Consider the following 25,364-nt stretch of genomic DNA (forward strand, 5'->3'; position numbering starts at 1 on the left):
CCTGCTCATCAGAACGTCACCCGACGCCCCTTAAACCTGCACGCGCCCTGCCGCATGCGACGTTCGCTGAACCTGTCGCAGGGCTCCCCGTGCCATTGATACAGAAAGGCTATCCCATGAACCACCCCATTTATGCTTCAGCAACCCGCTGGGTTTGCACGCAGTGCCACCGCCAGTACAGCGGGGCTAAATCCTGTTCTTTCTGCCGCAGCGCGCTGTTCAGCGTGCCGCTCCTGACCCGGGGCATGCGCGATGGACGGTAAGCAACCCGTGGCTGACGCGCGTCTGCGCCTGCTTCGCGAGGCGACTGCTCCGTATCCGGCATTGCTCGCGCAGCGCGCAACGTGCCCGTTACCGGCTCCGCCGACGTACATCCGAATGCTATGGGGCAGATCTTCCGTTGCCGCCATGCCGATCCTGGTGCTGCTCAGTCAGCACAGCCTTTACCGCCCCCGGCACGATCGCTCGCGGCAATGCCAGACCGGCGCGCTCCTTGCCCTGGCCGGCGAGGCCTGGTCAGCGGTTCATCCCGCTGGCATCCGGTGCCTGTTATCCGCCCCCGTCTGGCTGCAGGTTAGCCGGGAAGATACCGGACCTTATCCCCTGCAATACGCGGCCCTGGTGCGTGAGGTCATGCCGCTGTCCCCGGTTCTTCAGGGAGGGTGAGCGTGTACTTTACCACCACCATCAGCTACGCCATCGGTGCCGGTGGCAGACGCGTGCGGGCTTCAGCGCCGGGCCTCAGCGACCGGGTTCTGTATGTCTGTGAAGGCTGCGGTGGCGGGCTGCTGCTGACGACCCTCGATGGCGTTCGCCAGTTTGTGCACAGCCTCCACAACAACGTGGCGATCGTAAAAGCGGCGACGTGTCCGCGCATGCCCCGCGAGCGCAGGCGCACGCCCCGCCAGGCCACCGTGACGCAGCGCTGGTACTGCATCCCGTGCCGGACCCGCTGGTACGGACCCCGGATGTGCCCGTACTGTGAGGACGATCAGTGCGCCATACCGGCACTCTGACCTTCAGCCGGTCACGGTGATTATTGACCATCCCCGGAACATTTTTGAGGCGAGGTCACGAAGCCTCCCTCCCCATTTTCAGCAAAGGTAAAACATGAACATGATGAACATTCACGCCGCGGGTGCGGCCAGTGAACAGCCCGTTACGCCGGAGGAAAACCGATGGAGCCGGTAAAGATTATGTATGCCCTGAACGAACACGGTGATCTGGTTTATGCGCAGGATGCGTGGTTTATCTGGCGTCATTACTGCGTGCTTTGCGGTGCGCTGATGGTGCCGGTGGCCGAAGCCGTGTTCGATTTCGACCACTTTATTCACGATCCGGATGCCGCCGCGCCCGAACAGAAGATCGTATGCCCGCTGCTGGAGAAGGCTGACCACGCCGACGACAGCGACAGCCCACTCCCGTAGTGTCCGGGCAGGATACAGGGGACGATCGGCCGATCCTCCCCGCTTCCTGCGATATCCCTAACCCCGCTGTTCACACGTCACCAGGCTGCCCGTACCGGGACGCCTGGCGCCTGCATGTCGTATGGCGGTAAGGAGAACCACGATGTATGCCAAATCTTTCATAGCCCTTGACGGTCATGGTCGTCTTACCGGAGCCCGAACGGCACAGCGGTATCCGTATGACCGCTACACCTGCCACCTGTGCGGCAGTGCGCTGCGTTACCATCCTGAATACAACACTGAGCGACCGTGGTTTGAACACCGGTCCGACATGCTGACAGATAACGGGGATCAGCATTGTCCGTATGTCAGACCAGAGCCTGAGGAGGCCTGTCTTACCCGGCAACTTAAATATTATGTACCCCATGCCCGCCCGCTTGTTTACCAGTATGACTGGCACTGCAGTGGCTGCGACAGCCATTACCATGGCGAGCACTACTGCCTGTGCTGCCGAACCGGTGAGTTCAGCAGGATGCTCTCTGAGCGGAAATCCGGACGGCAGAGGTAAGGGGATGCGCCTGCTGAAATGTTATCTGGCAAATGACCGTGAAGGTCACTTTGTGACGGCCGGTGAGGCCATGAGCGCACAGGGGCAGATATGGAGCTGTGCTTCCTGTGGATGTCGTCTGGTACTGCATGCCGGCACTTTCAGCGACCCGGCGTGGTTTGAACACGATACGCTGGCCGTGGCCCGGGATGTGCTGATGAACTGCGCTCATCTCGACCCGGAAGTGAAAGCGGAGGCCCGGCACAGGAAGCTGCGCAATATGCTCAACGGACTGGATGCAACGGTAATGACGCTGTCCTGGTACTGCGCGTGGTGCGGGGATCATTACCATGGTCTGAAGCACTGTTACCGGTGTCAGACCGGTATCTACAGCATCGAAGAAGTGAACTGGCAGAGAAACTACTGCTGCAGTATCAGGTAGTCCCCCATCCTTATGAACGCGATACCACCACAGAGGGGGCCTCCCTGATTTAATCCAGAGAGAGTTTGCATTGTGAATCAATCTTATATCCGGGCGTCTGATGCTGTCAGCGTGCGTTTCTGCAGCGGGCCGTTGACCATGACCCGGAACTGGTGGCGCTCAGCGTTACGCCTGGATTGCCGTACCGCGAGAGTATGGCCGATTACCGGTCATTGATTCTGCGTTTGCATACCGAAGTCAGGCAGCGAACTGGTGAATCAATCGAACGTTTAGGTGCCTGGCGGATCTTATCGCTACAGTTTCTTCAGCATCGGATCCCCATAGCAAAGCAAAAGTTTAAAATCACCAACGGGTCAGCTTACAACAACGCGCTCAGGCAGCATGGTTCGATTACAGTCTGGCTTGATGAATCAGCTATTGCTGCATGGACTGACAGTGCACAGCCTGAAGGCCGTAGCCGATCTCTCCACTACACCGATATGGCGATCACCCAGGTTCTGATGAAGCGCGTGTTAAACCTGCCGCTCCGGGCATTAGCTTCATTGACTCGATTTTTACCTGACGGTTCTGCCGCTGCGCTGACTACTCTCAGGTCAGCAAACGGGCAAAGCGCGCCAACGTCAGCATAAAGGTGCCAGCCCGGGGGGAATCTCGACTCTGGTTATCGATGCTACTGGCCTGAAGGTCTTCGGCGAAGAGGAATGGAAAGTCAGGCTAAAGGGGGCTGGCAGGCGCAGAGTATGGTGCAAGCTCCATCTGGCCGCAGACACGAAATGGTAGAGTCTTAGGGCGTGGTGTAAATTCGGAAGGATGGTGAGAGCCATCGGTTTATCCGGTAAGGTAATGGTTAATCAGACAATGATCTTAGAAGGAGTCAACCGATGGCTGACAACAGCATGACATTCAGCAACACCCTGATGTAACTTGGCGGCGAGGATTTTCTGCGTGAGCTCACCGAGTTTATGCTCAACCGCATCATGGAAGCTGATGTTACGCAGCGTATCAACGCAGAGCCTCACGAGCGCAGTATTCAAACCGGCATCGGCGATGTCTGCATCAAAGTGCCGAAGGTCAGGGATCGCAGTGGCAGCGGCATTCGCTTCAACAGCCCCCTGCTACCGCCCTACCTGAAGCGGGCTAAATTTGTTGAGGAGCTGTTGCCCTGGCTGTACCTGCGTGGCATTTCTACCGGCGATTTCAACGAAGTGCTGTCTGTCTTACTCAGCGAAGGCGCTTCCGGCCTCTCAGCCAGCACCATCAGTCGTCTGAAAGCGCAGTGGCTGGATGAGCACCATGCCTGGGCGATACGCGGTATGTCTATCTTTGGGCTGATGGCATTTACAGCAATATACGGCAGGCTATGCCTTCTGGTTGTCATCGGCGTCACTGAACACGGACGTAAAGAACTGATAGCGGTTGAAGATGGCTACAGGGAGTCGGAATCCAGCTGGTACGAGCTCCTGAGCGGCCTTCGCTCACGTGGGCTGACGGCATCGCCGAAGCTGGCAACCGGCGATGGGGCTATGGGCTTCTGGAATGCACAGGCAAAGGTGTTTCCTGATACCCGGCACCAACGCTGTCTGGTACATAAGACCGCTAACGTAATGGCTTCCTTGCCGAAGTTGGTGCAGCCGAAGATAAAAAGTGACCTGAGGGATATCTGGCTGGCAGAGAATCGTGAGTCAGCAGACACGACGCTGGATGCGATGCTGGTGAAGTATGGCGACAAATATCCGGCTGCCATGAAGAAGCTGACGAAGGATCGCGAAGAGCTGCTCGCTTTCTACGATTTTCCGGCGGCGCACAGGGCGTCAATAAGGACGACTAATCCCGTCGAGTCAGCGTTTGCGACAGTCAGGCTACGTAGCAAACGGGCGAAGAACTGCGGCTCAAAAGCAACGACGCTGGCAATGGTATTCAAGCTGCTCCAGACAGCGCAAAAAAGCTGGAATCGACTTAAGGGGGTTGAGCTGTTGACTCTGGTGGCCAACAACGTGCCGTTCAAAGACGGCGAACAGGTGGACGATGAAGCATCAGATCGGAGCGTTGCCTGATGGCTTCATACACCAGATTTGACAATAACTCGTAAGCCATTTGCCCTCCAGTTTCGTGTTACGTTCATGCGCTGATGAAGGTTCAGATTCTCTCCTGACCGACTGACGTCTCAAAATACCAGTAAGACATAATGACTTTCCGTGAGACAGGCGCTGGCCAACGTGGGATATTGAACGCGGGTTAACATCGTTGCCAGTGCCGCATAGCTGAGCTGTTGCTACACCCCGGTATTTCCATCACGGAGGCCTGCATGAACAACAATAGCACGTTGTACGTCGGATTAGATGTTCACAAAGAATCCATTTCTGTTGCCTATGCCATCAATTCAGAACAAGTTGAATTTATGGGTAAAATTAGCTCGACACCCACTGAGATTGAACGTCTTTGCAAGCGCCTGCAGTCAAAGTCATCTCAGGTAAGTATCGTTTATGAGGCCGGCCCCTGCGGCTACGGCCTTTATCGGCGACTGGTGAAGTTCGGCTTTGATTGCATGGTCTGTGCCCCTTCGCTTATGCCAAAAAAACCGGGCGAACGGATCAAAACTGACCGGCGTGATGCCATCAGACTGGTGCGCTCACTGCGTGCCGGAGATCTTTCTGCTGTCTACGTACCCGGTATTGAAGATGAGGCATTCAGAGATTTGGCCCGGGCATGGGCATCTGCCCGCGATGATTTACGGCATGCCCGACAACGACTGAAGTCGTTTCTTTTGGTCCATGGAATCCATTATGTCGGACGGGCTGACTGGGGGCCAGCGCACCGACGCTGGCTCAGCAAATACTCATTCGAGAGTCCCTGGCGGCAATTAGCTTTCGACGAGCACCGCCGCACAATAGAAGACCGGCTGGCACAATGCGAACGGCTGGAGTCAGCCCTGAGGGAGGCGGTTACCGAATGGAGACTTTACCCTGTGGTGGAAGCTCTGCAGGCGATGCGGGGAATTCAGTTTATTACGGCAATTGGATTGATTTCTGAACTGGGCGACCTGACCCGTTTCGAACATCCTCGACAGCTAATGTCATGGTTTGGTATCACTCCATCGGAATATTCGTCAGGTGGAAACAGACATCAGGGCAGCATTACTAAAGCCGGGAACAGCTTTGCAAGGAAACTGCTGGTTGAAGCTGCGTGGAGTTACCGGCATCCGGCACGTATCAGTCCGGCAATACAAAATCGTCAGGAACATTTACCCCGCCCCGTCATTGACAGGGCATGGGATGCTCAGGTCAGGCTTTGCAGAAGGTATCGAAAACTTCAGGCAAAGGGGAAGCATGTCAATATAACGATTGTTGCTGTTGCGCGAGAACTGGCGGGTTTTATCTGGGATATCGGTCGGATAGCAATGTCATTGACACGGCAATCACAACATCAAAAACCAGCATGACGACAGAGGCATCATTTAAAGAAGAAAGATGTATCAGTTTCCTGAAGGCGGCGTAGCCCGGTACAAGAGTAACCCACGTTTACGCTTAGCGACGGCGGAACAGAGCCAATTCGCGACGTAAGAAAGTGGCAGGCTCATATGACGGACCTCTGTAATGCGGTACCCAACCCGCGAATATCAGCGTGATTCACCGTCGGATTTACTGCTACGTCGCCCTCAGGGAATTAGACCCAAAAGATAATTGCAAAAAACCAGAGGTTTCGGTTTGACCCGGAAAGTCATATCAGCGTACAGCGAGAGCCGTATTGACGGGGAGGTGTTATTCAGTTGGCAGTGTGATGCGCCAGGGTAGCAGTTCGCTGACCCGGTTGACCGGCCAGTCAGCTATGACGTCAAGTACATGGCGAAGGTAGCTTTCTGGATCCACGCCGTTCAGTTTGCACGTCCCGATCAGGCTGTACAGCAGCGCTCCCCGCTCACCACCATGGTCAGAGCCGAAGAACAGGAAGTTTTTACGACCCAGACTGACCGTCCGCAGGGCATTTTCAGCGATATTATTGTCTGCTTCGGCCCAGCCATCGTCCGCATAGTACGTCAGTGCCGGCCACTGGTTAAGTGCGTACGCGAACGCTTTCGCCAGCTCTGAGTGTCGCGACAGCGTTTTCATCTTTTCACGCAGCCAGCTTTCCAGGCATTTCAACAGCGGTTTCGTTTTTCGCTGACGTTCAGCAAGCCGCTGCTCCGCCGGCATTCCCCTTATATCCGCCTCTATGGCGTACAGCTCGCCGATACGCTTCAGGGCGTCTTCCGTCAGCGCTGACGGGGGGCGGACGTGCACATCGTGGATCTTTCGGCGGGCATGAGCCCAGCAGGCGGCTTCCGTTATCCGGCCATTGCGGTACAGCTCGTTGAACCCGGCGTACGCATCCGCCTGCAGCACACCGCTGAAGCCGGCAAGATGGGTCTGCGGATGGATGCCTTTTCTGTCCGGGCTATAGGCGAACCAGACCGCCGGTGCCAGCGCTGAACTGGCGTTGCGGTCGTCACGAACATACGTCCACAACCGTCCGGTTTTCGTCTTCTTATTGCCCGGCAACAGCACCTGGACCGGGGTGTCATCGGCATGGAGTTTGCCGTCGGTCAGGACATAGCCCTGAAGCGCCTCTTCCAGCGGGGACAGCAGCCGGCAACATGCATCCACCCAGCCCGACAGCAGTGAGCGGCTCAGCTCCACACCCTGCCGGCCGTATATCTCTGACTGCCGATATAGCGGCGTGTGCTCTGCATACTTCGAGGTCAGCACGCGGGCCAGCAGCCCCGGTCCGGCGATCCCCCGCTCGATGGGCCGGGAAGGCGCCGGAGCCTGCACGATGGCATCGCACTGAGTACAGGCATGTTTTTCCCGCACCATCCGGATAACCCTGAAGGCGCTGCGCATCAGCTCCAGCTGTTCGGCGGTATTTTCGCCCAGATAGCTCAGCGAACCGCCGCAGTCCGGGCAGCACGACTCCGCAGGCAGTAGTCGCTTTTCGTCACGGGGGAGTGATTCGGGGAACGGTTTACGTGTACGGGTCTGACGCAGCGGGCGCTGTACTGCCGGGTCATCCACCCGACCGGTCAGCGTATCGCTCTCTTTCTGCAGCCGGTTCAGATCGGCTTCCATCTGTGCGATACGGCGGGATACCTTTTCGGAACGACTGCCGAAGTTCATCCGACGCATCTTGTCCAGTTGCGCCTGCAGGTGGTCTATTTCGCGTTCACGATCGGCCAGTTTTTCCAGCAGAGCACGGTTCAGCGCTTCCTGTTCGGCCAGGCGCTGTTTCAGTAGAAGGATGTCGTCAGGAGAGGTGTCGTTCATAAGCCCGCATTTTACCAGGCTTATTCAGTGACAACCAGGATAAAGAGATTTACAGCATGGTCAGAGAGGTCAGCAACCGTTTAGGCTGACGCCAGTCGATACCTTCCAGCAGCATCGCCAGCTGCGCCTGCGTCAGGAACACTTTGCCATCACGGGCTGACGGCCAGGCGAAGCGGCCGCGCTCCAGCCGTTTGGTCAGCAGACACAGCCCGTCACCGGTAGACCACAGCAGTTTGACCTGGCTGCCGCTGCGGCCCCGGAAGATGAAGACGTGGCCCGACATCGGATCATCTTTCAGCGCTGTCTGCACCTTTGCGGCGAGGCCGTTGAAGCCGTTTCGCATATCGGTGATACCGGCGACCAACCAGATCTTGGTTCCTGATGGTAGTGGGATCACCGTTTGAGCTCCTGTATCAGCAGGTTCAAAATAGTTTCGCTGATGGCTCCATTCAGGCGGAGTGAACCGTGCCGAAACGTCACTTCACAGCTGATATTGAGTGATTCAGGTACCGCCGTTACAGGCTGTGACCGGGTGGACATTGCAGGGACATCTTCAGCATCAAGCGTTATCGGCAGCAGCTCAGGCATGCGATTCTCTGTTGTTGCAGGAGGTCGGAGTTTTCCTTCACGCCAGTACTGGCGCCACTTGAACAGCAGGTTGTCGTTGATCCCATGCTCACGTGCGAGTTGTGCTACGGAGATCTCTGGTCGGTGTGAGAGTTCAACCATTTTGATTTTGAACTCAACGGGATAATTAGGGCTTTTTTTACGCACTGTGGTTAATGATTTCATGGATAGTGTCCGCCATATTTAGTGTCCACTATCCTCTCAGGAATTTCAGGATCTACCAGACGGTGCTGGGACGACGCTTACAAATACCACGTAGTTTCCCAATTAAATCCATCGTTCTGTTTCCTTTTAATCCTGCCTGGCAGCAATATAAATGTAAGCGCTACGGCAATGACGTCTGTCGACGCCTCTTAGTTCCGCCGATGACAGAATCGGCATCCCCACGCCAGCGGGTAACCTACGCCATGCTGTTCAGACTCGACCTGGTTCAGCGCTCACTACAGCCCGGTGCCGGCGCATTTCTGCTTGTCGTCACTGAGCTGATGGTACTGGGCGATACGACAAGATACCGAGTTATAAATCTTTCAGTGAAAAGTCAACGTTAAGAAATAATCAGTCACACACGTTTTGTGTGAAATTATACAATAAGAAAAATAAAAAAAGCCGCACGGGGCGGCTGCTGGTAAATCTAAACGTCCAGACAAACAGGGAATAGTGTGGATTTGCAACAAACGATTCATTGTTTCATATTGAGGGATGCTGGCAAGTTGCCTTGACTGGTAATTTTATATATCAAAATGATTTATTTTTTCGTTGGCGGTATGTTGCGTCATTCCTTTTATAAATCCGCATTTTTTGCAAACTGGCTTTTTGAAAAATATTGTAGCTTAGCGCCCCTCAACCGAAATGGCGTTACGGCGAGTGAAAATCAAGGCATCTTTGAGTCAGGCGGCGGACGCCGTAGCGCCATCCCGGTTGCGGTGAATCCCCCTCAGCGGCGGGGCTGTTTAGCTGGCATTACCCGAACACGCGTACCTGAGAGCGGATCTGTAGTGGCTAAATACAGGTTCACCTGGAGGCACCATGCGCCGCAATTTCTTCGATTTATGTATCTGTTGTTATCAGCGCGCAGAGTGCAGAGATGTTTAATGAGCCTTTCCGCGCATTTGCATTTATGTGGCCCTGTCCCTGATTCTTGTTTACGGCAACTGAGCAAAGGGAACCGAATGTTAAGCCACCGTATTTACCACGTTCACAGACTGGTTTAACAGCCGTCAAATCGGGTGCCCTATTCGATATTCTCGCGGCTTCTCATAAAAACACTCTTTCATCTTTTATCCCTCCGTTTATACTCCGGCACCATGAAACAGAACAACACATTGACTGCAGAAGAAACCCTGGCCGCGCTGGGGCATCTGGCCTGGTGTGCGCTTGTGGCGCTCAGGCTTGCGCAGCGCGACGGTCAGGCGCTGTCCCCGCTGATGGCGCACGCCTTCCTGATGCGCTGGCTTGGATCAGCTCAGCGGCAGAAACGCTTTTCCCGTGCCATCGCCGATGAAATTGAGGACCTGCTGCGTTGCGGGCGACAGAAGGGGGCGGGCGCGCAGCTTCAGCAGCGGCTGGAGGGCGTGCTTGCCGCCAGTAATGGTCCGGTGCAGGCGCAGTCTGAACTGCACCGCCTGACGTTCGCCATTGACCGGCTTAAATCGCAGGGCTGGGTAAATGCGGTGGTGACGGATAAGGAATGGCGGCGGGAGAGTCTTCAGAGGGAGTATGCCGGGGAGCGGGCCCTGCTGGTCCGCAAATCAGAGCTGGTGCGCCAGTTCTCGGACGCCGGCAGGCTGCTGGGACCGCTCACGTTCATGACCACCGGTGAGCCGGATGCGGTGCGCGATACCCTGTCGGCATTTGCCCTGCTGTCTGAGGTCGCAGAGCCGGACCTCATTATCGTTAAACCCTCTTCAGACGGCGCCTGAAGCGCTTTGTTGACCTTACCCGTGAGCGCCCGGTAAACCGCAGGGCGTGCCTGGCCCGCAGCTGAGTGAACGCTGTGAAGAAGCGCGAAACGGTCTGAACTCTGAAGGTTTTTTCAGAACAGGAGGTGTGGGCTGGCGGGGAGCTTAACAGCACAGAAGAGCAACAGGAAAACCACCGGGCCGATGGGGGGGCGTTTCACGCGCGGCAGCTTTATGGCGTTAACCGTTAAAACAGTCCGGGAAAACATCCACGCCCCCCTTTTCACCTGGGGGGGACTGGTGGCGATGTACGCCGCGTCTGACAGGCTGAACGCTTAAAGGCTGGCGCCGGCCCCCAGGTTTAGTACGGGCGTGAGGTCTGAGCAGAATATCAGTCTGTGCCTGTGCGCTGCCGGAAGTACCACAGCGTAAAATGAAGCAGCCCCATCGCAGCGTGCGCGACACTGTAGACTTCAATCAACCCGGTAAGCGTGACATGCCATTCGCGAAGGGCTGGTGCAAGAGAGGAGTCAAGGAGCCAGAGTATAAACCAGCCGGCACCGGAGAGCACAACAAGCGCTACTGCGCCGAGTCCCAGCCCCTGCACGGAGCCTGCAAGCCCTCGCAGAGAAGCCTCAGGCAGTCTGCGCTTAAGCACTGTGCGAACATCCCGCCGGATTTGTGCCGTGTCTCCCCAGAGATAAGGACAGTAATGCCGCAGACCGCGGAGCATTATGCAGTAAACCGCGGAGCATTATGCAGTAAACAATCAGTATGGCGCTGAGTATGAGTAAAGTCAGGCCCGTGGTGATATGCGCGAGGGCCGTACGGCGTACCGTCTGCGGTAAAAGCGATACCGTTGCTGGTGACGACCTGGCTGAGCACCAGAGCGGCGATAAAACCGTGCAGATAACGTAAAAAAAGCGGGCTGGGTGAGCTACAGGAAATGCCAGAAACTTCGCGGGGTGTTGCGGGTCTGGTACATGGTTTCTCCTTCATGAGTTAACGTGGCGGCGTTCTTTTACGCCGGTTGATTTCACTTTCGCGTCAGTCTGCGTCGTTATCAGCAACACGGACGGAGCCGACTTTCTGATAAAACTCGCTGCGCTCCTGGCATTCCACGCAGGTACTGACGCCGGGAAGCAGCTGGCGACGGCGTTCGGGTATGCTCACACCACAATGCCGGCACTCTTCAGTGCCAGACGATGCAAGCTGCGCGCGAATGGAGGTTAAGCCCTGCGTGATGAGCTGTTCTTCAGCGCCCTGCGCCTCATCTGCAATATCAGCCATGACGGTATTCTCCCCCGGTTTTTTGAGGTGCTGAGCCGCGAACACAACGCTGTTCGCAGTATGCTTTTCGTGCCTGCGCCCACTCCAGATTAACCCTGAACCGCGCTGCCGTTGATGCATCCTGCCAGAACAGCGCGGCATCGTCATAATTCCCTTCTCGTTCCGCATTGACCGCCTGTTCTGCCAGGCGGCTGAATTCACTGTATGGTTTCATTGCTGGTTCCTTGTCCTGTGCCTGCGATCCTTTGCCCTTTCACTGTCGGGGGCCGTGATAGTAGAGCCGGGATTAAGTCTGTACCCGAAACTCTGGTTAATTGGCTGAGAATAATAAATGCAGCATTAACCATTATTTTATTTTCCGGGTAATGCAAGTGTTTTTTAGGTCTTATTTTTATATCAAAATAAATATGTTTTCTTTTTTAAATAGTCTGGGGTGTTTTTTTTGTGTAATTTTAAACATTGAAGGGGCGGGTTATTTTTGGCTGGCATCCATTTACATCGCATTATAAATTGTGCAAACTTAACCTGATGGTGTTACGGCGAAAGCGAGTGAAAATCAAAAGCATCTTTGTGTCGGGCTGTGAAAGCTGTAACGCCATCCCTTTTTCAGTTTATGCAAGGCATCTGCCATTCAGATGCAATCAGCGCAACTGATTATTGCTGGTAGTGAAAGATATATTTTTATGTCTGTTGATATAATTTAACTGAAAGGGACGTCATGTCTGAGATTTGTATTGTAACCGGTGGCTCCAGTGGTATAGGCAAAGCAACCGTGCTCCTTGCCCTGTCACGTGGCTATCGTGTTTACAATCTTGATTTATTCCCGCCAGAGGCTGAACCGCCAGAGGCTTGCGGAATATTTGTCAAATGTGATGTAACAAATCGCAATGACGTGGACGAGGCTGTCAGTTCCGTCTTTGCACGGGAGAGCAGAATTGATGCATTAGTGGTAAGCGCTGGTGTGCACTTTTCTGCAAATATAGAGCAAACGACAGAAGATGATTTTAACAGAATTATGGATGTCAACGCCAAAGGCACCTACTTCCTGTTAAGGTCTGTGATCCCTTTTATGAAAGAAAGGCGGAAAGGCAGCATCGTCATTGTATCCTCCGATCAGGCTATTATCGGCAAGCCAGACAGCTTTGCTTACAATTCATCAAAGGCGGCAATAGCATCAATGGCAAGGACTGTTGCTCTGGATTATGCACAGTCTGGTATTCGCTGTAATGCAGTATGTCCCGGAACGATAGACACGCCCCTCTATCGAAATGCTGTCCAGCGTTATGCCTTAAAAAATGGACTGGATCCTGAGCAGGTTCACAGGGATGAAGCTCAGGCGCAGCCATTAGGCAGAATAGGGACCCCTGAGGATGTCGCATATTTTATTGATTTTTAATGAGTGAAGCTGCATCGTTTATAACCGGCGCATTACTTCCGGTCGATGGCGGCTATACGGCCCGATAAAAAAGGAATTAAGGAAAATGGAATATATTCACTGTGTGGCAAGGTTTCTGGCGAAGAAGGGGATGGCCGATGAGCTTGCAGACAGTCTGCGTAAACTCATCCCGGATACCCTGTCTGAAGAAGGCTGTATGGGCTATGAACTGACGCGGGAAATCGAGTATTCAGGCGCTGATGGCACAAAATGGGATGTCTGTCTGATCGAAAAATGGAAATCAAGGGCGGATTTTGATCTTCACTGCAGAATGCCCTACGTTGTTGAATTTTTTGAAAATACAGCAGCCGTACTTGTTGAGAAATCAGATGTTCGCCTCTATGGCATATTAGTTTAAGCATTTAAGACCTTTAAGGATATTTTCCATCACGTCTTCCCGGGTTACGCCTGTGAATATTTCGCACTCGCCCGTGTATTTTATTGCAACCCAGTAACCCTGGGTCGTTAAGTAGGTTAGTCTGATATCCTGGCCTGCGATATTGATAACTTCGCTTGATTTTGAATGATTAACTGTGATGTCAGGCATGACGATTGAAAAGTTCCTTTCAGATCCATTGATAACGATTGATTGCGGTATCATCCTTGTAAAGGATTTAAAACACCGTTTTATTGCATCAAATGCTGTTTTTTCCCGTCTTGCGGGGAAAAAAATCGACTCTCTGGTCGGCTTAAATGATTTTGATATGCCCTGGGCAGATAATGCAAGTATTTATGTAAATCATGAAAAAGACATACTGAGAGGCGATAATTATTCGGTTATTGAGCCTCTGAACGGTACGACACCGGTTAATCTGATGACAACTAAGAAAATTATTTATGATGCGGCGGGTAAACCGGCAGGAACCATAGCCACCGCAGTGGAAATTACGCAAAACATAAACTTCTTCAATCTTGCAGGCAAATCAGAAAGTATTAAAGTTTGTAACTATGGTGAGAAATATAACCTGACAGCCATCGAGTCAAAAGTGATGTATTTTCTTCTCAAGGGGTTAAAACGAGCAGCTATCTCCGAAAGTACGGGCATTTCTTTAAAGTCTGTTGACTTTCATCTGGCAAACCTTAAGAAAAAGTTTGGGGCGGATAATACGACAGAGCTGGTGATCCTTGCTTACCAGCGAGGCTATCAGGACATTATCCCTTTCTCAATTAAATTCTGAAACCTGTAATTTTTCTAGTATGCCTGAATTAAAAAACGACGTTAAATACCCGTAAGTCAGGTAAGGGGCTCTGCGGACCCCGGAGCAATACTGCTCTGTACGAAGCGGGGAAGGATAAACCTGCATCAGGGCAGGCGGTGTCGCTGTCAAAAACATGAGGCACAGGTTTGCGCGAATGGCGTATTTCTGGCTGATGTATTTTCAGTTCAGCCCTTTTCCGGAGTCTGACTGAAACAAGGTAAATAAAAAAACAAACGGAGGACAGACAATGAGCTATCAGTCAGAAATACCGAAGTCTCGGGTCAACATAAAGCTCGATCTGCATACGGGAACAGCTAAAAAGAAGGTTGAACTTCCCCTGAAGCTGCTGGTTGCCGGTGATTTCAGCAACGGTGCAGAACAGCGTCCCCTTTCTGAACGCCAGAAGGTCAACATTAATAAAAATAACATGAACAGCGTGCTGGCGGAATTCTCGCCGTCAGTCAGCATGGCGGTGCAAAATACCCTGGCCGGCGACGGCAGCGAAGATGCGATTACGCTCGCCTTTCGCGACATGAAGGATTTTGAACCGGAACAGGTTGCCCGTCAAATTCCCCAGCTGAAGGCCATGCTTGCCATGCGCAGCCTGCTCCGCGACCTGAAGGCCAACCTGATGGACAACAACGCCTTTCGCCGGGAGCTGGAAAAAATCCTCCTCGACCCGTCACTGAGCGCTGAACTGCGCGGTGAACTCTCCGCCCTGGCACCGAAACAGCCATAACGCCCGCAGCACGTAACGGATTAACAAAGAGAAGATGCTCATGTCTGTACAGAATGAATTGAATACCGGTGGCGAAACCGTTGTCCTGGACCGTCCTTCCGCCGGCGGGGTGTATGCCTCCCTGTTTGAAAAAATCAGCCTGACCCCGGTTTCTGAGCTCAGCGCGCTGGACATCTGGCAGGACGCGCAGGCGATGTCGGAGGCGACCGCGAATGAACGCCTGACCGCCGGCATGCAGGTGTTTCTGGAGTGCCTGACGAAAGCGGGCTCAAAAGTGGAGAAGCTCGACCGCAACCTCATCGACCACCATATGCGGAGCTGGACTACCAGATTAGCCGCCAGCTGGATGCGGTGATGCACCACCCGGACTTCCAGGCCGTTGAAAGCCTGTGGCGCGGCGTGCAGTCCCTGGTGGATAAAACCGATTTTCGCCAGAACGTGAAGGTTGAGCTGCTGGATATGTCCAAAGACGACCTGCGCCAGGATTTTGAGGACGCGCCGGAGATTATCCAGAGCGGACTCTACCAGCACACGTACGTTTCAGAATACGATTCTCCGGGCGGTGAGCCGGTTGCGGCCCTGATTTCCGCGTACGAGTTTGATGCCTCGCGCAGGACGTTGCCCTGCTGCGCAACATCTCGAAGGTCGCTGCCGCCGCGCACATGCCGTTTATCGGCTCGGCCGGCCCGACATTCTTCCTCAAGGATTCGATGGAAGAAGTGGCGGCCATCAAGGATATCGGTAACTACTTTGACCGCGCTGAATATATCAAGTGGAAATCCTTCCGTGAAACCGACGATGCCCGCTATATCGGCCTGGTGATGCCGCGCGTGCTGGGGCGTTTACCGTACGGCCCTGATACCGTGCCGGTGCGCAGCTTCAACTACGTTGAGGACGTCAAAGGGCCTGACCACGAGAAGTATCTGTGGACCAACGCCTCGTTTGCCTTTGCCGCCAACATGGTGAAGAGCTTCATTAACAACGGCTGGTGCGTACAAATCCGCGGCCCGCAGGCCGGTGGTGCCGTTCAGGACCTGCCCATCCACCTGTATGACCTCGGCACCGGCAGCCAGGTGAAAATCCCGTCAGAGGTGATGATACCGGAAACCCGCGAGTTTGAGTTTGCGAACCTGGGCTTCATCCCGCTGAGCTACTACAAGAACCGCGACTACGCCTGCTTCTTCAGCGCTAACTCCACCCAGAAGCCGGCCCTGTACGACACGGCTGATGCGACCGCCAACAGCCGCATCAACGCCCGTCTGCCGTATATCTTCCTGCTGTCGCGTATTGCGCACTACCTGAAGATTATTCAGCGTGAAAACATCGGCACCACCAAGGACCGCCGTCTGCTGGAGCTTGAGCTCAATACCTGGGTGAAAGGTCTGGTGACCGAAATGACTGACCCGGGCGACGAGCTGCAGGCCTCGCACCCGCTGCGCGATGCGAAGGTGGTGGTGGAAGACATCGAGGACAACCCGGGCTTCTTCCGCGTGAAGCTGCTACGCCGTACCGCACTTCCAGGTGGAAGGTATGGACGTCAGCCTGTCGCTGGTATCCCAGATGCCGAAAGCAAAAGCATAAGCCAGGAGCAGGGATGAAAATTTATCGTCCGCTTTGGGAGGATGGGGCCGCTCTGGCCCCGCAACAGTTCCAGCAGCAGGTTCGCTGGAATGAGTACGTTGCCGACATGGTCGCCCGGATGGGTATTTCTCATCCCTGGGGCGTGGTGGCGGCAGAATTTGATGATGCTGCACTGGTGCTCTCGCGCCTGAACTCTACCCGTCTGGTCGTACGTTTTCAGGACGGCACAATTGTTGATACGGATCTGGCGGATAATATTCCGCCGGTCTGTGATTTGTCCGTCGCAAACGGCTTTGAAGCTGTTGAGGTGGTTGCCGCACTACCGCTGCTGAGTGCCAGTGGTGGCAACCTCGATAACGGGCAGGAGAGCGAACGCCCCCGTCGCTGGAAAGCTGAGCGCGTGGTGGTGCAGGAGCTGGCCGGGCATGAAAACGGTGAGCTGGCGATCCTGCGCAATGCCATCACGCTGCGTCTGTCCACCCAGGAAAACACGGCATACCTGACCTGTCCGGTGGCTCGTCTGGTGCGGAATGCGCAGGGGCAGTGGAGCCGTGACCCGGCCTTTATCCCGCCGATGCTGTCCGTTGCTGCAAGCCCGTGGCTTGCCACCGAACTGGGCGACCTGCTGGTCCGTCTGCAGGCCCGCCGTCGTCGCCTGATGTCCATGCGCCGTGAAAGCAATGAGCGGATGGCCGACTTTGCGGTCGCGGATGTCTCCCTGTTCTGGCTGCTGAATGCCCTTAACAGCGTCGGACCGGTGCTGACGGAACTGCTTCAGACGCCTGAACGTCACCCGGAGCTGCTGTACCGCGAACTGACCCGTCTTGCCGGCAGCCTGCTGACCTTCTCACTGGAGCATGACGCCGACGATATTCCTGCCTATCAGCACGATGCACCGGAACGGGTATTCCCGCCGTTGCTGGCACTGCTCGATAAGCTGCTGGAAGCGAGCCTGCCGTCACGGGTGGTGAATATTCACCTGGAGCACCAGGATCAGATCTGGAAAGGTGCCCTGCACGATGCTCGCCTGCGTGAAGGGGCTGATTTCTACCTCTCCGTTCGTTCCTCGATGCCGAACCATGAACTTCAGACGAAATTCCCGCAGCTGTGTAAAGCGGGCAGCCTGGATGATGTGTCCGATGTGGTGAATGTGGCCCTGAGCGGGATGGTTATCAAACCGCTGACGCATGTTCCGGCCGCTGTCCCGTTGCGTCTTGAGAACCAGTATTTCTCGCTGGATCTGAGTAGTGAGGCAGCGCGGGCGATGCTGGAAGCGGGAAGCTGCACCTTCTATACCCCGCGTTCACTGGGAGATGTGAATCTTGAACTCTTTGCGGTGCTGCGCTCATGAATAAATCCGAACTCAGTCAGATTGAACGTATTTTCTACCCGGGCTGGTTGATGGCCAGCCAGCTGCGGGGTGGTCAGGAAGTCCGGGACGGGGAAGGGCTCTACGCCGCGCCTGTCGTCTGGTGCAGGAGGCAAAAGCGGCGCTCACGGAGGCAGGTTACAGCGACATCAGCCGTGATCACATGGTCTATGCGCTGTGTGCCCTGCTTGATGAGAGCGTGATGAACCGCGGAACCACCGATGATGGTTACCTGACCTGGCGTCGCGATCCGTTACAGGCCCACTTCTTTGGCACCCTCAATGCCGGTGAAGAGCTGTGGGAACGTATTCGCAACCTGCTTAAAGAAACAGCACCAGACATCGCGGTGCTGACCTGCATGTACCGCACTTTGCAACTGGGCTTTGTTGGTCAATACCGGGCCGAAGACGATGAACGACGCGAAGATGTGGTGCGGGCGTTAGGTGAGCGGGTGCCGGCCTTTACGCTGGCACAGGACGCCCCCATCGTTGCCCGGGCATCACGCCTGCGCAGCGGTCGTCGCTGGTACTGGCTGACCTGGGTTGTGGCCGCTGTCGCCCTGGTGGCTCTGTGGTTCTTCCTTTCGTCTTCGCTTACCGAGCTGGTAAGCCAGACCGTCAGGCCGGTGTAAGCGATGCGGGATGCATACCGAAGTCTGTTAACTGCCCTGGGTGCCGTGCTGGCGCTGTGGCTCATTCTGGGATTCTGGCCACTGTCCACGGGTAGCCGCGTGGCACTCAGCCTGCTGGTTATTCTGGTATCAGGCGTGATGTTGTGGCGTCAGCGTCGGGCTTCGCAGGCGCGGGCGACCGCTGTACGGGAAATTGTGGATGAAAACCTGCCGCCGGAAGATTTTCAGGGGGCGGTTATCCTCGTCTGTGGCGATAACGCCCCGCTGTTTGTGTCCGGTTCCCGTCACCGGGAAACCCGGCAGGGCTGGTATCTGTGGGTGAAGGATGGGGAACAGCTGCCACTCCTGGCACAGCACCTGAGTCTGGTGCGCCCGGCACTGGTGTCGCAAACCTCCGTCATGCTGGCGGTGGTGCCTGAACAGCACACCTCCGGCGATGATTTTACCCAGTCCCTGCGAGGCTGGCAGCGTGCTGTCGTCCAGTGCCGTGCGACATTTGGCACTATCCCCCCGATGTGGACCGTGACCTGGGTATCACCTCCTGTGGCCTGCGCGGAGGCTGAGCCCGTCTGGTTTACCACGGTAAGCCAGCGAAGCGGTATTCAGGTGTATCAGCCTGGTCAGGGCAATGTGTCACTGACGGAGTGGACCCGGGAGACCGGTTCAGATGGGCGTCTTTCGCGTATGAGCCAGGGCCTGTGGCTGGACAGTCTGCTTGCCTGGCAGAGCGGCGCGGTGAATGACCTGCTGTCGGTACGACAGGGTGAACTGCCGGTGATGAAGCCCTGCGTGCAGGGTATGTGCATGGTGCCGGTGAGCGGTATCGCGGGCAATCTCTGGCAACAGCACATCACGCCGTGACGGCGCTGCCACCGGATGCCGTTGTGACGACAGAGCCACTGCCGCTGCCTGAACTGCTGATGCCGGCGTTACCGCGCCGACGTGGTGTCAGCCGCAGAATGGTGTTCTGGCGCTATGCCGGATTACTGGGCGGGATTTTCCTGACACTGGCGATGCTGGCCTCCTGGGTGAATAACCAGCGTCTGATCCGCAATGTCGGTGATCACCTTGCTTTCTATCACCATCTGGACGGTCAGCCCGTTGCCCCCAAGCTCCGGGCGCAGCAGCGTCTGCGTGCTGACGGGGCGCTGCTGGATGACTGGCAGCGACGAGGGGAGCCTGTTCGCTACCGGTTAGGGTTGTATCAGGGACTGCGTCTGATCCCGCCGGTAGAAGCGGCCGTGAATGACTGGGCTCCGCCCCCGCCTCCGCCGCCGGTTATCAAAAAGATTATTCAGGGACCGAAAACCGTTCGCCTCGACAGCATGTCGCTGTTCGATTCCGGAAAAGCGGATCTGAAGGTGGGGTCGACCAAAGTGCTGGTGAACTCCCTGGTGGGGATTAAAGCCCGACCGGGCTGGCTGATTGTGGTGGCGGGTCACACCGACAACACCGGCAGCCAGCAGATCAACCAGCCGTTGTCCCTGAAGCGTGCTGAATCGGTGCGCAACTGGATGCGTGACACCGGTGACGTGCCGGAAAGCTGTTTTGCGGTGCAGGGCTATGGCGCAAGCCGACCGGTCGCCACCAATGACACGGCGGAAGGCCGCGCAGCCAACCGGCGTGTAGAGATAAGCCTTGTGCCGCAGGCTGACGCCTGTCAGGTGCCGGGCAAACCAGCGTCACCGGATGAAAGTGACGCATCAACTCAATAAATGGAGAAGTAAACCATGGCAATTCCTGTTTATCTGTGGCTGAAAGACGACGGCGGCGCGGACATTAAAGGTTCTGTGGACGTTCAGGATCGTGAAGGCAGCATCGAAGTGGTCGCTCAGGAACATAACCTGTACATCCCGACCGATAACAACACCGGCAAACTGACCGGTACCCGTATCCACACCCCGTTCCTGTTCACCAAGGAAATCGACTCCTCCAGCCCGTACCTGTACAAGGCGGTGACCACCGGTCAGACCCTCAAGTCTGCGGAATTCAGGTGGTACAAAATCAACGACGCTGGCCAGGAAGTAGAGTACTTCAACACCAGACTGGAAAACGTGAAAGTGGTGAAAGTGAATCCTGAAATGTATGACATCAAGGATCCTTCTAAAGAGAAGCACAACCACCTTGAGCGCATTGAACTGCGTTACGAAAAAATCACCTGGACCTACAAAGACGGCAACATCATTCATTCCGATTCCTGGAACGAACGCGCCACCGCGTAAGCCCGATGCGGACGGGGTTTCCTGTCCGCAGTTTTTTGGTGTGCCGGGCATGCCCGACAGCTTGGGGGTGAGAGTCCCCTGTCCAGCCTGATGGTGGCGAAGGACTAGTGAAGCGCAAGGGCGTCGTCGTGAGGCGGGGTCTGAAGGAAGTGTGGAGCAAAGTTATGACCTGACGAACAGGAATCTGATAAGGCCTATGCATTCGGATGAGCGAGCCAAAGGTCGCGAAAAGCCATAACCATCAAGGGGTGTGTAGGTAGATCAGGCAGGTGTGTAACGAAGGCTGTCGGGCTTACCCCGGGAGATCTGTATGTCGTCCCGTCCCCGGGACTGGATGCCTCGCAAGAGGCATCGATCGGCATCCAGAAGTCAGCAGAAGGCATAGTAGGGGAGACCTGAAGGCCTGAACAGTTATGAGTGGTGAGTATCACCGGAGGTTCAGAATGGCCATGCAGCAGAAAACGCAATGCGACCCTGTCAGGCGGAGACCGGGTGAAGCCCGGGTCATACGCCTGCCCGGGGCTGAAGCCGGTCTGGCACACCCGGAGGAAGAAAGCCCGTCGTCAGGTGACAATCTGATGGAAGTCATTCTCAGTCCTGAGAACCTGAAGCAGGCTCTGAAAAGGGTTAAAGCCAATAAAGGGGCCGCAGGTATTGATGGGATGAACGTACACGAACTTCCCGAATACCTGAAGCTGCACTGGGGGGAATTACGCACCAGTTTGCTGGTAGGCACTTATCAACCACAGCCGGTGCGCAAGGTGGAAATCCCTAAACCGACGGGAGGTTCCCGACAGTTGGGTATTCCGACGGTAGTTGATCGTTTTTTCCAGCAGGCAGTGTTGCAGGTACTGCAAAGCCTCTGGGATCCAACGTTCAGCGACAACAGTTACGGGTTCCGTCCTGGGCGATCTGCACATCAGGCCGTGAATAGGGCGAAAAGTTACGTGGAAGAGGGACACCACTGGGTGGTGGATCTCGATCTTGAAAAGTTTTTCGACCGTGTGAACCACGATGTTCTGATGAACCGGATAGCAAGGCGGTTAACGGACAAACGGGTACTGAAGGTGATACGCGCTTTCCTGAACTCAGGAGTGATGGAAGCGGGAGTCGTCAGACCCCAGACAGAAGGTACTCCGCAAGGAGGCCCGCTGTCCCCGCTCCTGTCGAATGTATTACTGGATGAGCTGGACCGTGAACTGGAAAAGCGAGGACTGAAATATGTTCGCTACGCCGATGACTGCAACATCTACGTCAGAAGCGAGAGGGCCGGAAAGAGGGTTAAAGAAGGCATCACCCGTTGGCTGGATAGTAAGAGACTGAAAGTAAATGAGCAGAAAAGCGCGGTATCACCGCCTTATGACCGCAAATTTCTGGGGTACAGCTTCCGGCGTTACAACGGAAAAATACGGTGTGTCGTAGCCAAAGAATCGCTTAAACGATTTAAAAATCGAATAAGAGAACTGACAGGTAGAAACAGGGGTTGGAAACTCGAACGAGTGATCAGTGCTCTTCGCCAGTATCTGACAGGATGGCTGAACTATTACGCTCTCAACGAGAATGTATCTACAGCAAGACTGTTGGGTAAATGGCTCAGGAGAAGGTTACGTAGTCTGGTGTGGAAACAATGGAAAACATGCCGAAACCGTTACGATCAACTTCGAGAGAGAGGTGTAAATCATGACCTTGCAGCAATGACCGCAGGTGGTCGGCAAAAGCAATGGGCAATAAGCCAGTCTCAACCTCTGTGTATAGCGATGCCCAATAAATTTTTCCGAGATATGGGCCTGCCTGATATGTAGGTAGGTGACGATCAACATAACTGAACCGCCGTATACGGACCCGTACGTACGGTGGTGTGGGAGGAGGCGGTCCGTGAGGACTGCCCCTATCCCGATCTGAGTGCTGTGTGAAACGGGCTTTCAGCAAAGAAAACCACAAACTGCCAGCCCGACCGTATGCGCTTTGGTCCCCTTCACGGGAAACAGCGAGGGGCGGTAGCGTGTCCAGGAACCGACAAAGAGAGAGATTCATGGAAAATCCAGCCATCCTGTTGCGACGTCTGAACCCTTACTGTGCCCGTGCGATGGAAGGGGCTGCTTCCCTGTGCCAGACCCGCGCGCATGCGGAAATTTTGCCGGAGCACTGGCTGCTGAAGCTGCTCGAGCAGGGGGAAGGTGACCTTACGGTGCTGGCGCGCCGTTATGAGTGGGATATGGACGCCCTGTGGCAGGACTTACTCGGCTGGCTGGACAACCTGCCGCGCTCGGTGCGTGGTCGTCCTCAGCTGTCTGACACTATTCAGACCCTGATGCAGCAGGCCTGGCTGATTGCTTCCCTGAACGGCGAGGAGCATATCCGTAGCATCCATCTGCTGATGGCGCTGGTCGATAAACCGAAACTGGCACGCTGTGACGGTCTGTGGCCGCTGCTGACGCTGGGCCAGAGCCAGCTGGAGCGTCTGCGTCCGCTGCTTGATGCGCAGTCGGATGAGCGCCCGGAAATGCAGCAAGATGCAGAACTGGCCGAACAGGGAAGCGATGTCGAAATGGTCGGCCGTCCGATCGGGGCGGAGGTAAAAGACGGCGAACTCAACCCGGCACTGCAGAACGCGCTGGATAAATTCACTCTCGACGTCACCGCCAAAGCGAAAGAGGGCAACATCGACCCGGTGTTTGGTCGTGATACCGAAATCCGCCAGATGGTCGATATTCTGTCCCGCCGTCGCAAGAACAACCCCATTCTGGTCGGCGAACCTGGCGTCGGGAAAACAGCCCTGGTGGAAGGTCTGGCGCTGCGTATTGCTGAAGGCAACGTGCCGGAATCGCTGAAAACCGTCAGCCTGCGTACCCTTGACCTCGGCCTGTTGCAGGCGGGCGCAGGCGTGAAAGGCGAGTTCGAACAGCGCCTGAAAAACGTCATCGACGCGGTGCAGCAGTCACCCACCCCGATTTTGGTGTTTATCGATGAAGCCCACACCATCATCGGCGCCGGTAATCAGGCGGGCGGGGCCGATGCGGCCAACCTGCTGAAACCTGCGCTGGCGCGTGGCGAACTTCGCACTATCGCCGCCACCACATGGTCTGAATACAAACAATATTTTGAGCGCGATGCTGCCCTGGAGCGTCGCTTCCAGATGGTGAAAGTCGACGAGCCGGATGACGACACAGCCTGCCTGATGCTTCGCGGTCTCAAATCCCGCTATGCTGAACACCACGGCGTACATATTACCGACGATGCGGTGCGTGCTGCGGTGACACTGTCCCGTCGCTACCTGACGGGACGCCAGCTGCCGGATAAGGCGGTTGACCTGCTGGATACCGCGAGCGCCCGCGTGCGAATGAGTCTTGATACCGTACCGGACACCATTGTGCGTCTGAAAGCCAGCCTGACAGCGCTCGGCATGGAAACACAGGATCTGCTGGAGGACATTTCCGCAGGCGCATCGTCACACGGAGACCGGCTGGCAGTCATTGAAATATTGCGCACAGAGCTGGAGGCGGAACTTGACGAACAGGAAGCCCGTCTTCACGTCGAGCGCCAGATGGTCGGCGAGCTGATAGCCTGCCGTCAGGACATCAGTCGTTATTCGGACATCGCAGAGCTCCGTCAGCAGCTCTCGCTGCAGCAGGAGAACGACGTGCTGATACAGGTGGAGGTTGATACCCGTACGGTCGCAGAGGTCATCGCCGACTGGACAGGCGTGCCGATCGCTTCACTGATGAAAGATGAACAGACCGAACTGCTGACCCTGGAAAATGAGATCGGTAAACGTGTGGTCGGGCAGGATGCCTCCCTTAACGCTATCGCTCAGCGTCTGCGTGCGGCCAAAACCGGGCTTACGTCCGAGAACGGTCCGCAGGGCGTGTTCCTGCTGGTTGGTCCGAGTGGCGTCGGTAAGACTGAAACTGCGCTTGCACTGGCAGACGTGCTGTACGGCGGTGAGAAATCCCTCATCACCATCAACCTGTCCGAGTATCAGGAGCCGCATACGGTGTCGCAGCTGAAAGGCTCGCCGCCGGGCTACGTGGGTTACGGTCAGGGCGGCATTCTCACCGAAGCGGTTCGCAAGCGCCCGTACAGCGTGGTGCTGCTCGATGAGGTGGAAAAAGCACATCGTGACGTCATGAACCTGTTCTATCAGGTATTCGACCGCGGCTTTATGCGCGACGGCGAAGGGCGCGAAATCGACTTCCGTAACACGGTTATCCTGATGACCTCGAATCTTGGTAGCGACCACCTGATGCAACTGCTTGACGAACAGCCGGAGGCCACCGAAGGCGACTGCATGAACTGCTGCGTCCGATATTGCGCGACCACTTCCAGCCGGCGCTGCTGGCCCGCTTCCAGACCGTGATTTACCGTCCGCTGGCGGAAGCTGCGATGCGTACCATCGTGGAAATGAAGCTGTCACAGGTCAGCAGGCGCTTACATCATCACTACGGCCTGACCACGCAGATTGATGAGAGCCTGTATGACGCACTCACTGCCGCCTGCCTGCTGCCGGACACCGGTGCACGCAACGTCGACAGTCTGCTCAATCAGCAAATTCTGCCGGTGCTGAGTCAGCAGCTGCTGACCCATATGGCGGCGAAGCAGAAACCACACTCTCTGACGCTCGGCTGGAATGATGATGAAGGGATTGGGCTTGAATTTTCAGGCGCGGCTGAACGCTAATCCG

At 55.6% G+C, this 25,364-nt stretch carries 22 protein-coding genes and 5 pseudogenes; 20 read left to right on the top strand and 7 right to left on the bottom strand.

Translation table 11 applies throughout. The features are described from left to right. Positions 1 to 130 precede the first annotated feature (130 nt). Positions 131 to 325 (bottom strand): hypothetical protein, encoded by a 195-nt coding sequence (locus tag EXW94_RS12265; RefSeq protein ID WP_050862694.1) that lies wholly within the window; start codon positions 323 to 325, stop codon positions 131 to 133. A 337-nt stretch (positions 326 to 662) separates the two neighbouring features. On the opposite strand from EXW94_RS12265, the gene EXW94_RS12270 reads away from it, so the two are divergent. The 7 genes and pseudogenes from EXW94_RS12270 (at position 663) to EXW94_RS12305 (ending at position 5,834) form a co-directional block, all read left to right on the top strand. After that, positions 663 to 1,016 (top strand): hypothetical protein, encoded by a 354-nt coding sequence (locus EXW94_RS12270; protein WP_174340214.1) that lies wholly within the window; start codon positions 663 to 665, stop codon positions 1,014 to 1,016. Between the two features lie 162 nt (positions 1,017 to 1,178). Further along, on the top strand, positions 1,179 to 1,427 hold the full coding sequence (locus EXW94_RS12275) for a hypothetical protein (protein ID WP_174340215.1): 249 nt from the start codon (positions 1,179 to 1,181) through the stop codon (positions 1,425 to 1,427). A 142-nt stretch (positions 1,428 to 1,569) separates the two neighbouring features. Next, positions 1,570 to 1,974, top strand: coding sequence for a putative zinc ribbon protein (locus tag EXW94_RS12280; RefSeq protein WP_174340216.1), 405 nt, complete (start codon positions 1,570 to 1,572; stop codon positions 1,972 to 1,974). A gap of 4 nt (positions 1,975 to 1,978) precedes the next feature. After that, a complete protein-coding gene (locus EXW94_RS12285; protein ID WP_174340217.1) occupies positions 1,979 to 2,395 on the top strand; it encodes a putative zinc ribbon protein in 417 nt (138 codons plus the stop codon). A 320-nt stretch (positions 2,396 to 2,715) separates the two neighbouring features. Continuing rightward, positions 2,716 to 3,166: pseudogene (locus EXW94_RS12295) on the top strand (transposase); the annotation flags it as partial. Between the two features lie 170 nt (positions 3,167 to 3,336). Beyond that, complete coding sequence (locus EXW94_RS12300) at positions 3,337 to 4,449, top strand: IS256 family transposase (RefSeq protein ID WP_302480540.1); 1,113 nt, start codon at positions 3,337 to 3,339, stop codon at positions 4,447 to 4,449. Positions 4,450 to 4,700: 251 nt separating this feature from the next. After that, the gene (locus EXW94_RS12305; RefSeq protein WP_174340219.1) at positions 4,701 to 5,834 is read left to right on the top strand and encodes an IS110 family transposase; all 1,134 of its coding nucleotides are present in this window, start codon (positions 4,701 to 4,703) and stop codon (positions 5,832 to 5,834) included. Positions 5,835 to 6,153: 319 nt separating this feature from the next. Here EXW94_RS12305 and EXW94_RS12310 read toward each other — a convergent pair whose 3' ends face one another. From EXW94_RS12310 to EXW94_RS12320, 3 genes are read right to left on the bottom strand one after another with little or no spacing between them, the layout of a single operon-like run. Continuing rightward, positions 6,154 to 7,692, bottom strand: a complete 1,539-nt coding sequence (locus EXW94_RS12310) for an IS66 family transposase (RefSeq protein ID WP_174340220.1) — start codon at positions 7,690 to 7,692, stop codon at positions 6,154 to 6,156. 49 nt (positions 7,693 to 7,741) lie between these two features. Further along, positions 7,742 to 8,089 carry an IS66 family insertion sequence element accessory protein TnpB gene (tnpB, locus tag EXW94_RS12315; RefSeq protein WP_000612591.1) on the bottom strand — a complete coding sequence of 116 codons (348 nt, stop codon included), beginning with the start codon at positions 8,087 to 8,089 and terminating at the stop codon, positions 7,742 to 7,744. Further along, positions 8,086 to 8,484, bottom strand: coding sequence for a transposase (locus tag EXW94_RS12320; RefSeq protein ID WP_045910926.1), 399 nt, complete (start codon positions 8,482 to 8,484; stop codon positions 8,086 to 8,088). The genes tnpB and EXW94_RS12320 overlap by 4 nt, the downstream gene beginning before the upstream one ends. Positions 8,485 to 9,623: 1,139 nt before the next feature. Here EXW94_RS12320 and EXW94_RS12325 point away from each other — a divergent pair. Next, on the top strand, positions 9,624 to 10,238 hold the full coding sequence (locus EXW94_RS12325) for a DUF2913 family protein (RefSeq protein ID WP_174340221.1): 615 nt from the start codon (positions 9,624 to 9,626) through the stop codon (positions 10,236 to 10,238). Positions 10,239 to 10,608: 370 nt separating this feature from the next. Here EXW94_RS12325 and EXW94_RS28215 read toward each other — a convergent pair whose 3' ends face one another. After that, positions 10,609 to 10,875: a hypothetical protein gene (locus EXW94_RS28215; protein ID WP_254797833.1), complete on the bottom strand. Its 267-nt coding sequence runs from the start codon at positions 10,873 to 10,875 to the stop codon at positions 10,609 to 10,611. A 128-nt stretch (positions 10,876 to 11,003) separates the two neighbouring features. Here EXW94_RS28215 and EXW94_RS28470 point away from each other — a divergent pair, with 128 nt between their 5' ends. Then, entirely contained in the window at positions 11,004 to 11,135 is a 132-nt protein-coding gene (locus EXW94_RS28470) for a hypothetical protein (RefSeq protein ID WP_302480539.1), read from the top strand. A gap of 129 nt (positions 11,136 to 11,264) precedes the next feature. Here the strand turns inward: EXW94_RS28470 and EXW94_RS12335 are convergent, their stop codons facing one another. Both EXW94_RS12335 and EXW94_RS12340 read right to left on the bottom strand, forming a co-directional pair. Continuing rightward, positions 11,265 to 11,507, bottom strand: coding sequence for a TraR/DksA C4-type zinc finger protein (locus tag EXW94_RS12335; RefSeq protein WP_174340222.1), 243 nt, complete (start codon positions 11,505 to 11,507; stop codon positions 11,265 to 11,267). After that, on the bottom strand, positions 11,500 to 11,721 hold the full coding sequence (locus EXW94_RS12340; protein ID WP_174340223.1) for an ANR family transcriptional regulator: 222 nt from the start codon (positions 11,719 to 11,721) through the stop codon (positions 11,500 to 11,502). The genes EXW94_RS12335 and EXW94_RS12340 overlap by 8 nt, the downstream gene beginning before the upstream one ends. 504 nt (positions 11,722 to 12,225) lie before the next feature. Between EXW94_RS12340 and EXW94_RS12345 the strand changes: the two genes are divergently transcribed. From EXW94_RS12345 to tssH, 11 genes and pseudogenes are all read left to right on the top strand, one after another. Further along, positions 12,226 to 12,903, top strand: coding sequence for an SDR family NAD(P)-dependent oxidoreductase (locus EXW94_RS12345; protein WP_217436435.1), 678 nt, complete (start codon positions 12,226 to 12,228; stop codon positions 12,901 to 12,903). 85 nt (positions 12,904 to 12,988) lie between these two features. Further along, entirely contained in the window at positions 12,989 to 13,300 is a 312-nt protein-coding gene (locus EXW94_RS12350; protein ID WP_174340224.1) for a putative quinol monooxygenase, read from the top strand. Between the two features lie 187 nt (positions 13,301 to 13,487). Further along, positions 13,488 to 14,120: a helix-turn-helix transcriptional regulator gene (locus EXW94_RS12355; RefSeq protein ID WP_174340225.1), complete on the top strand. Its 633-nt coding sequence runs from the start codon at positions 13,488 to 13,490 to the stop codon at positions 14,118 to 14,120. A gap of 268 nt (positions 14,121 to 14,388) precedes the next feature. Continuing rightward, positions 14,389 to 14,880 (top strand): type VI secretion system contractile sheath small subunit, encoded by a 492-nt coding sequence (gene tssB / locus EXW94_RS12360; RefSeq protein ID WP_174340226.1) that lies wholly within the window; start codon positions 14,389 to 14,391, stop codon positions 14,878 to 14,880. 34 nt (positions 14,881 to 14,914) lie between these two features. After that, positions 14,915 to 16,461 (top strand): annotated as a pseudogene (tssC, locus tag EXW94_RS12365) (type VI secretion system contractile sheath large subunit). A gap of 13 nt (positions 16,462 to 16,474) precedes the next feature. Further along, positions 16,475 to 17,812: a type VI secretion system baseplate subunit TssK gene (gene tssK / locus EXW94_RS12370; protein WP_174340227.1), complete on the top strand. Its 1,338-nt coding sequence runs from the start codon at positions 16,475 to 16,477 to the stop codon at positions 17,810 to 17,812. Beyond that, a pseudogene (gene tssL / locus EXW94_RS12375) lies at positions 17,809 to 18,461 on the top strand (type VI secretion system protein TssL, short form). The gene tssK and the pseudogene tssL overlap by 4 nt, the downstream one beginning before the upstream one ends. A 3-nt stretch (positions 18,462 to 18,464) precedes the next feature. Next, a pseudogene (locus EXW94_RS12380) lies at positions 18,465 to 20,176 on the top strand (OmpA family protein). 15 nt (positions 20,177 to 20,191) lie between these two features. After that, a complete protein-coding gene (gene hcp, locus EXW94_RS12385; RefSeq protein ID WP_050862713.1) occupies positions 20,192 to 20,683 on the top strand; it encodes a type VI secretion system effector Hcp in 492 nt (163 codons plus the stop codon). A 443-nt stretch (positions 20,684 to 21,126) separates the two neighbouring features. Beyond that, the gene (ltrA, locus tag EXW94_RS12390) at positions 21,127 to 22,485 is read left to right on the top strand and encodes a group II intron reverse transcriptase/maturase (protein ID WP_254797834.1); all 1,359 of its coding nucleotides are present in this window, start codon (positions 21,127 to 21,129) and stop codon (positions 22,483 to 22,485) included. Between the two features lie 230 nt (positions 22,486 to 22,715). Continuing rightward, positions 22,716 to 25,360: pseudogene (gene tssH, locus EXW94_RS12395) on the top strand (type VI secretion system ATPase TssH). Positions 25,361 to 25,364: the final 4 nt, after the last annotated feature.

This window comes from Enterobacter sp. JMULE2 (assembly GCF_013337145.1).
In the GTDB taxonomy this organism is placed as follows: domain Bacteria; phylum Pseudomonadota; class Gammaproteobacteria; order Enterobacterales; family Enterobacteriaceae; genus Enterobacter; species Enterobacter mori.

What these genes read in the sequence shown, in the direction of transcription:
- ltrA (WP_254797834.1), top strand. Translation starts at nt 21,127, where the DNA reads ATGGCCATGCAGCAGAAAACGCAATGCGACCCTGTCAGGCGGAGACCG.
- EXW94_RS12325 (WP_174340221.1), top strand. Translation starts at nt 9,624, where the DNA reads ATGAAACAGAACAACACATTGACTGCAGAAGAAACCCTGGCCGCGCTG.
- EXW94_RS12275 (WP_174340215.1), top strand. Translation starts at nt 1,179, where the DNA reads ATGGAGCCGGTAAAGATTATGTATGCCCTGAACGAACACGGTGATCTG.
- EXW94_RS12285 (WP_174340217.1), top strand. Translation starts at nt 1,979, where the DNA reads ATGCGCCTGCTGAAATGTTATCTGGCAAATGACCGTGAAGGTCACTTT.
- EXW94_RS12305 (WP_174340219.1), top strand. Translation starts at nt 4,701, where the DNA reads ATGAACAACAATAGCACGTTGTACGTCGGATTAGATGTTCACAAAGAA.
- EXW94_RS12320 (WP_045910926.1), bottom strand. Translation starts at nt 8,484, where the DNA reads ATGAAATCATTAACCACAGTGCGTAAAAAAAGCCCTAATTATCCCGTT.
- EXW94_RS12335 (WP_174340222.1), bottom strand. Translation starts at nt 11,507, where the DNA reads ATGGCTGATATTGCAGATGAGGCGCAGGGCGCTGAAGAACAGCTCATC.
- EXW94_RS12310 (WP_174340220.1), bottom strand. Translation starts at nt 7,692, where the DNA reads ATGAACGACACCTCTCCTGACGACATCCTTCTACTGAAACAGCGCCTG.
- hcp (WP_050862713.1), top strand. Translation starts at nt 20,192, where the DNA reads ATGGCAATTCCTGTTTATCTGTGGCTGAAAGACGACGGCGGCGCGGAC.
- EXW94_RS12340 (WP_174340223.1), bottom strand. Translation starts at nt 11,721, where the DNA reads ATGAAACCATACAGTGAATTCAGCCGCCTGGCAGAACAGGCGGTCAAT.
- EXW94_RS12345 (WP_217436435.1), top strand. Translation starts at nt 12,226, where the DNA reads ATGTCTGAGATTTGTATTGTAACCGGTGGCTCCAGTGGTATAGGCAAA.
- tssK (WP_174340227.1), top strand. Translation starts at nt 16,475, where the DNA reads ATGAAAATTTATCGTCCGCTTTGGGAGGATGGGGCCGCTCTGGCCCCG.
- EXW94_RS28470 (WP_302480539.1), top strand. Translation starts at nt 11,004, where the DNA reads ATGAGTAAAGTCAGGCCCGTGGTGATATGCGCGAGGGCCGTACGGCGT.
- EXW94_RS12350 (WP_174340224.1), top strand. Translation starts at nt 12,989, where the DNA reads ATGGAATATATTCACTGTGTGGCAAGGTTTCTGGCGAAGAAGGGGATG.
- tssB (WP_174340226.1), top strand. Translation starts at nt 14,389, where the DNA reads ATGAGCTATCAGTCAGAAATACCGAAGTCTCGGGTCAACATAAAGCTC.
- EXW94_RS12355 (WP_174340225.1), top strand. Translation starts at nt 13,488, where the DNA reads ATGACGATTGAAAAGTTCCTTTCAGATCCATTGATAACGATTGATTGC.
- EXW94_RS12280 (WP_174340216.1), top strand. Translation starts at nt 1,570, where the DNA reads ATGTATGCCAAATCTTTCATAGCCCTTGACGGTCATGGTCGTCTTACC.
- EXW94_RS12265 (WP_050862694.1), bottom strand. Translation starts at nt 325, where the DNA reads ATGCCGGATACGGAGCAGTCGCCTCGCGAAGCAGGCGCAGACGCGCGT.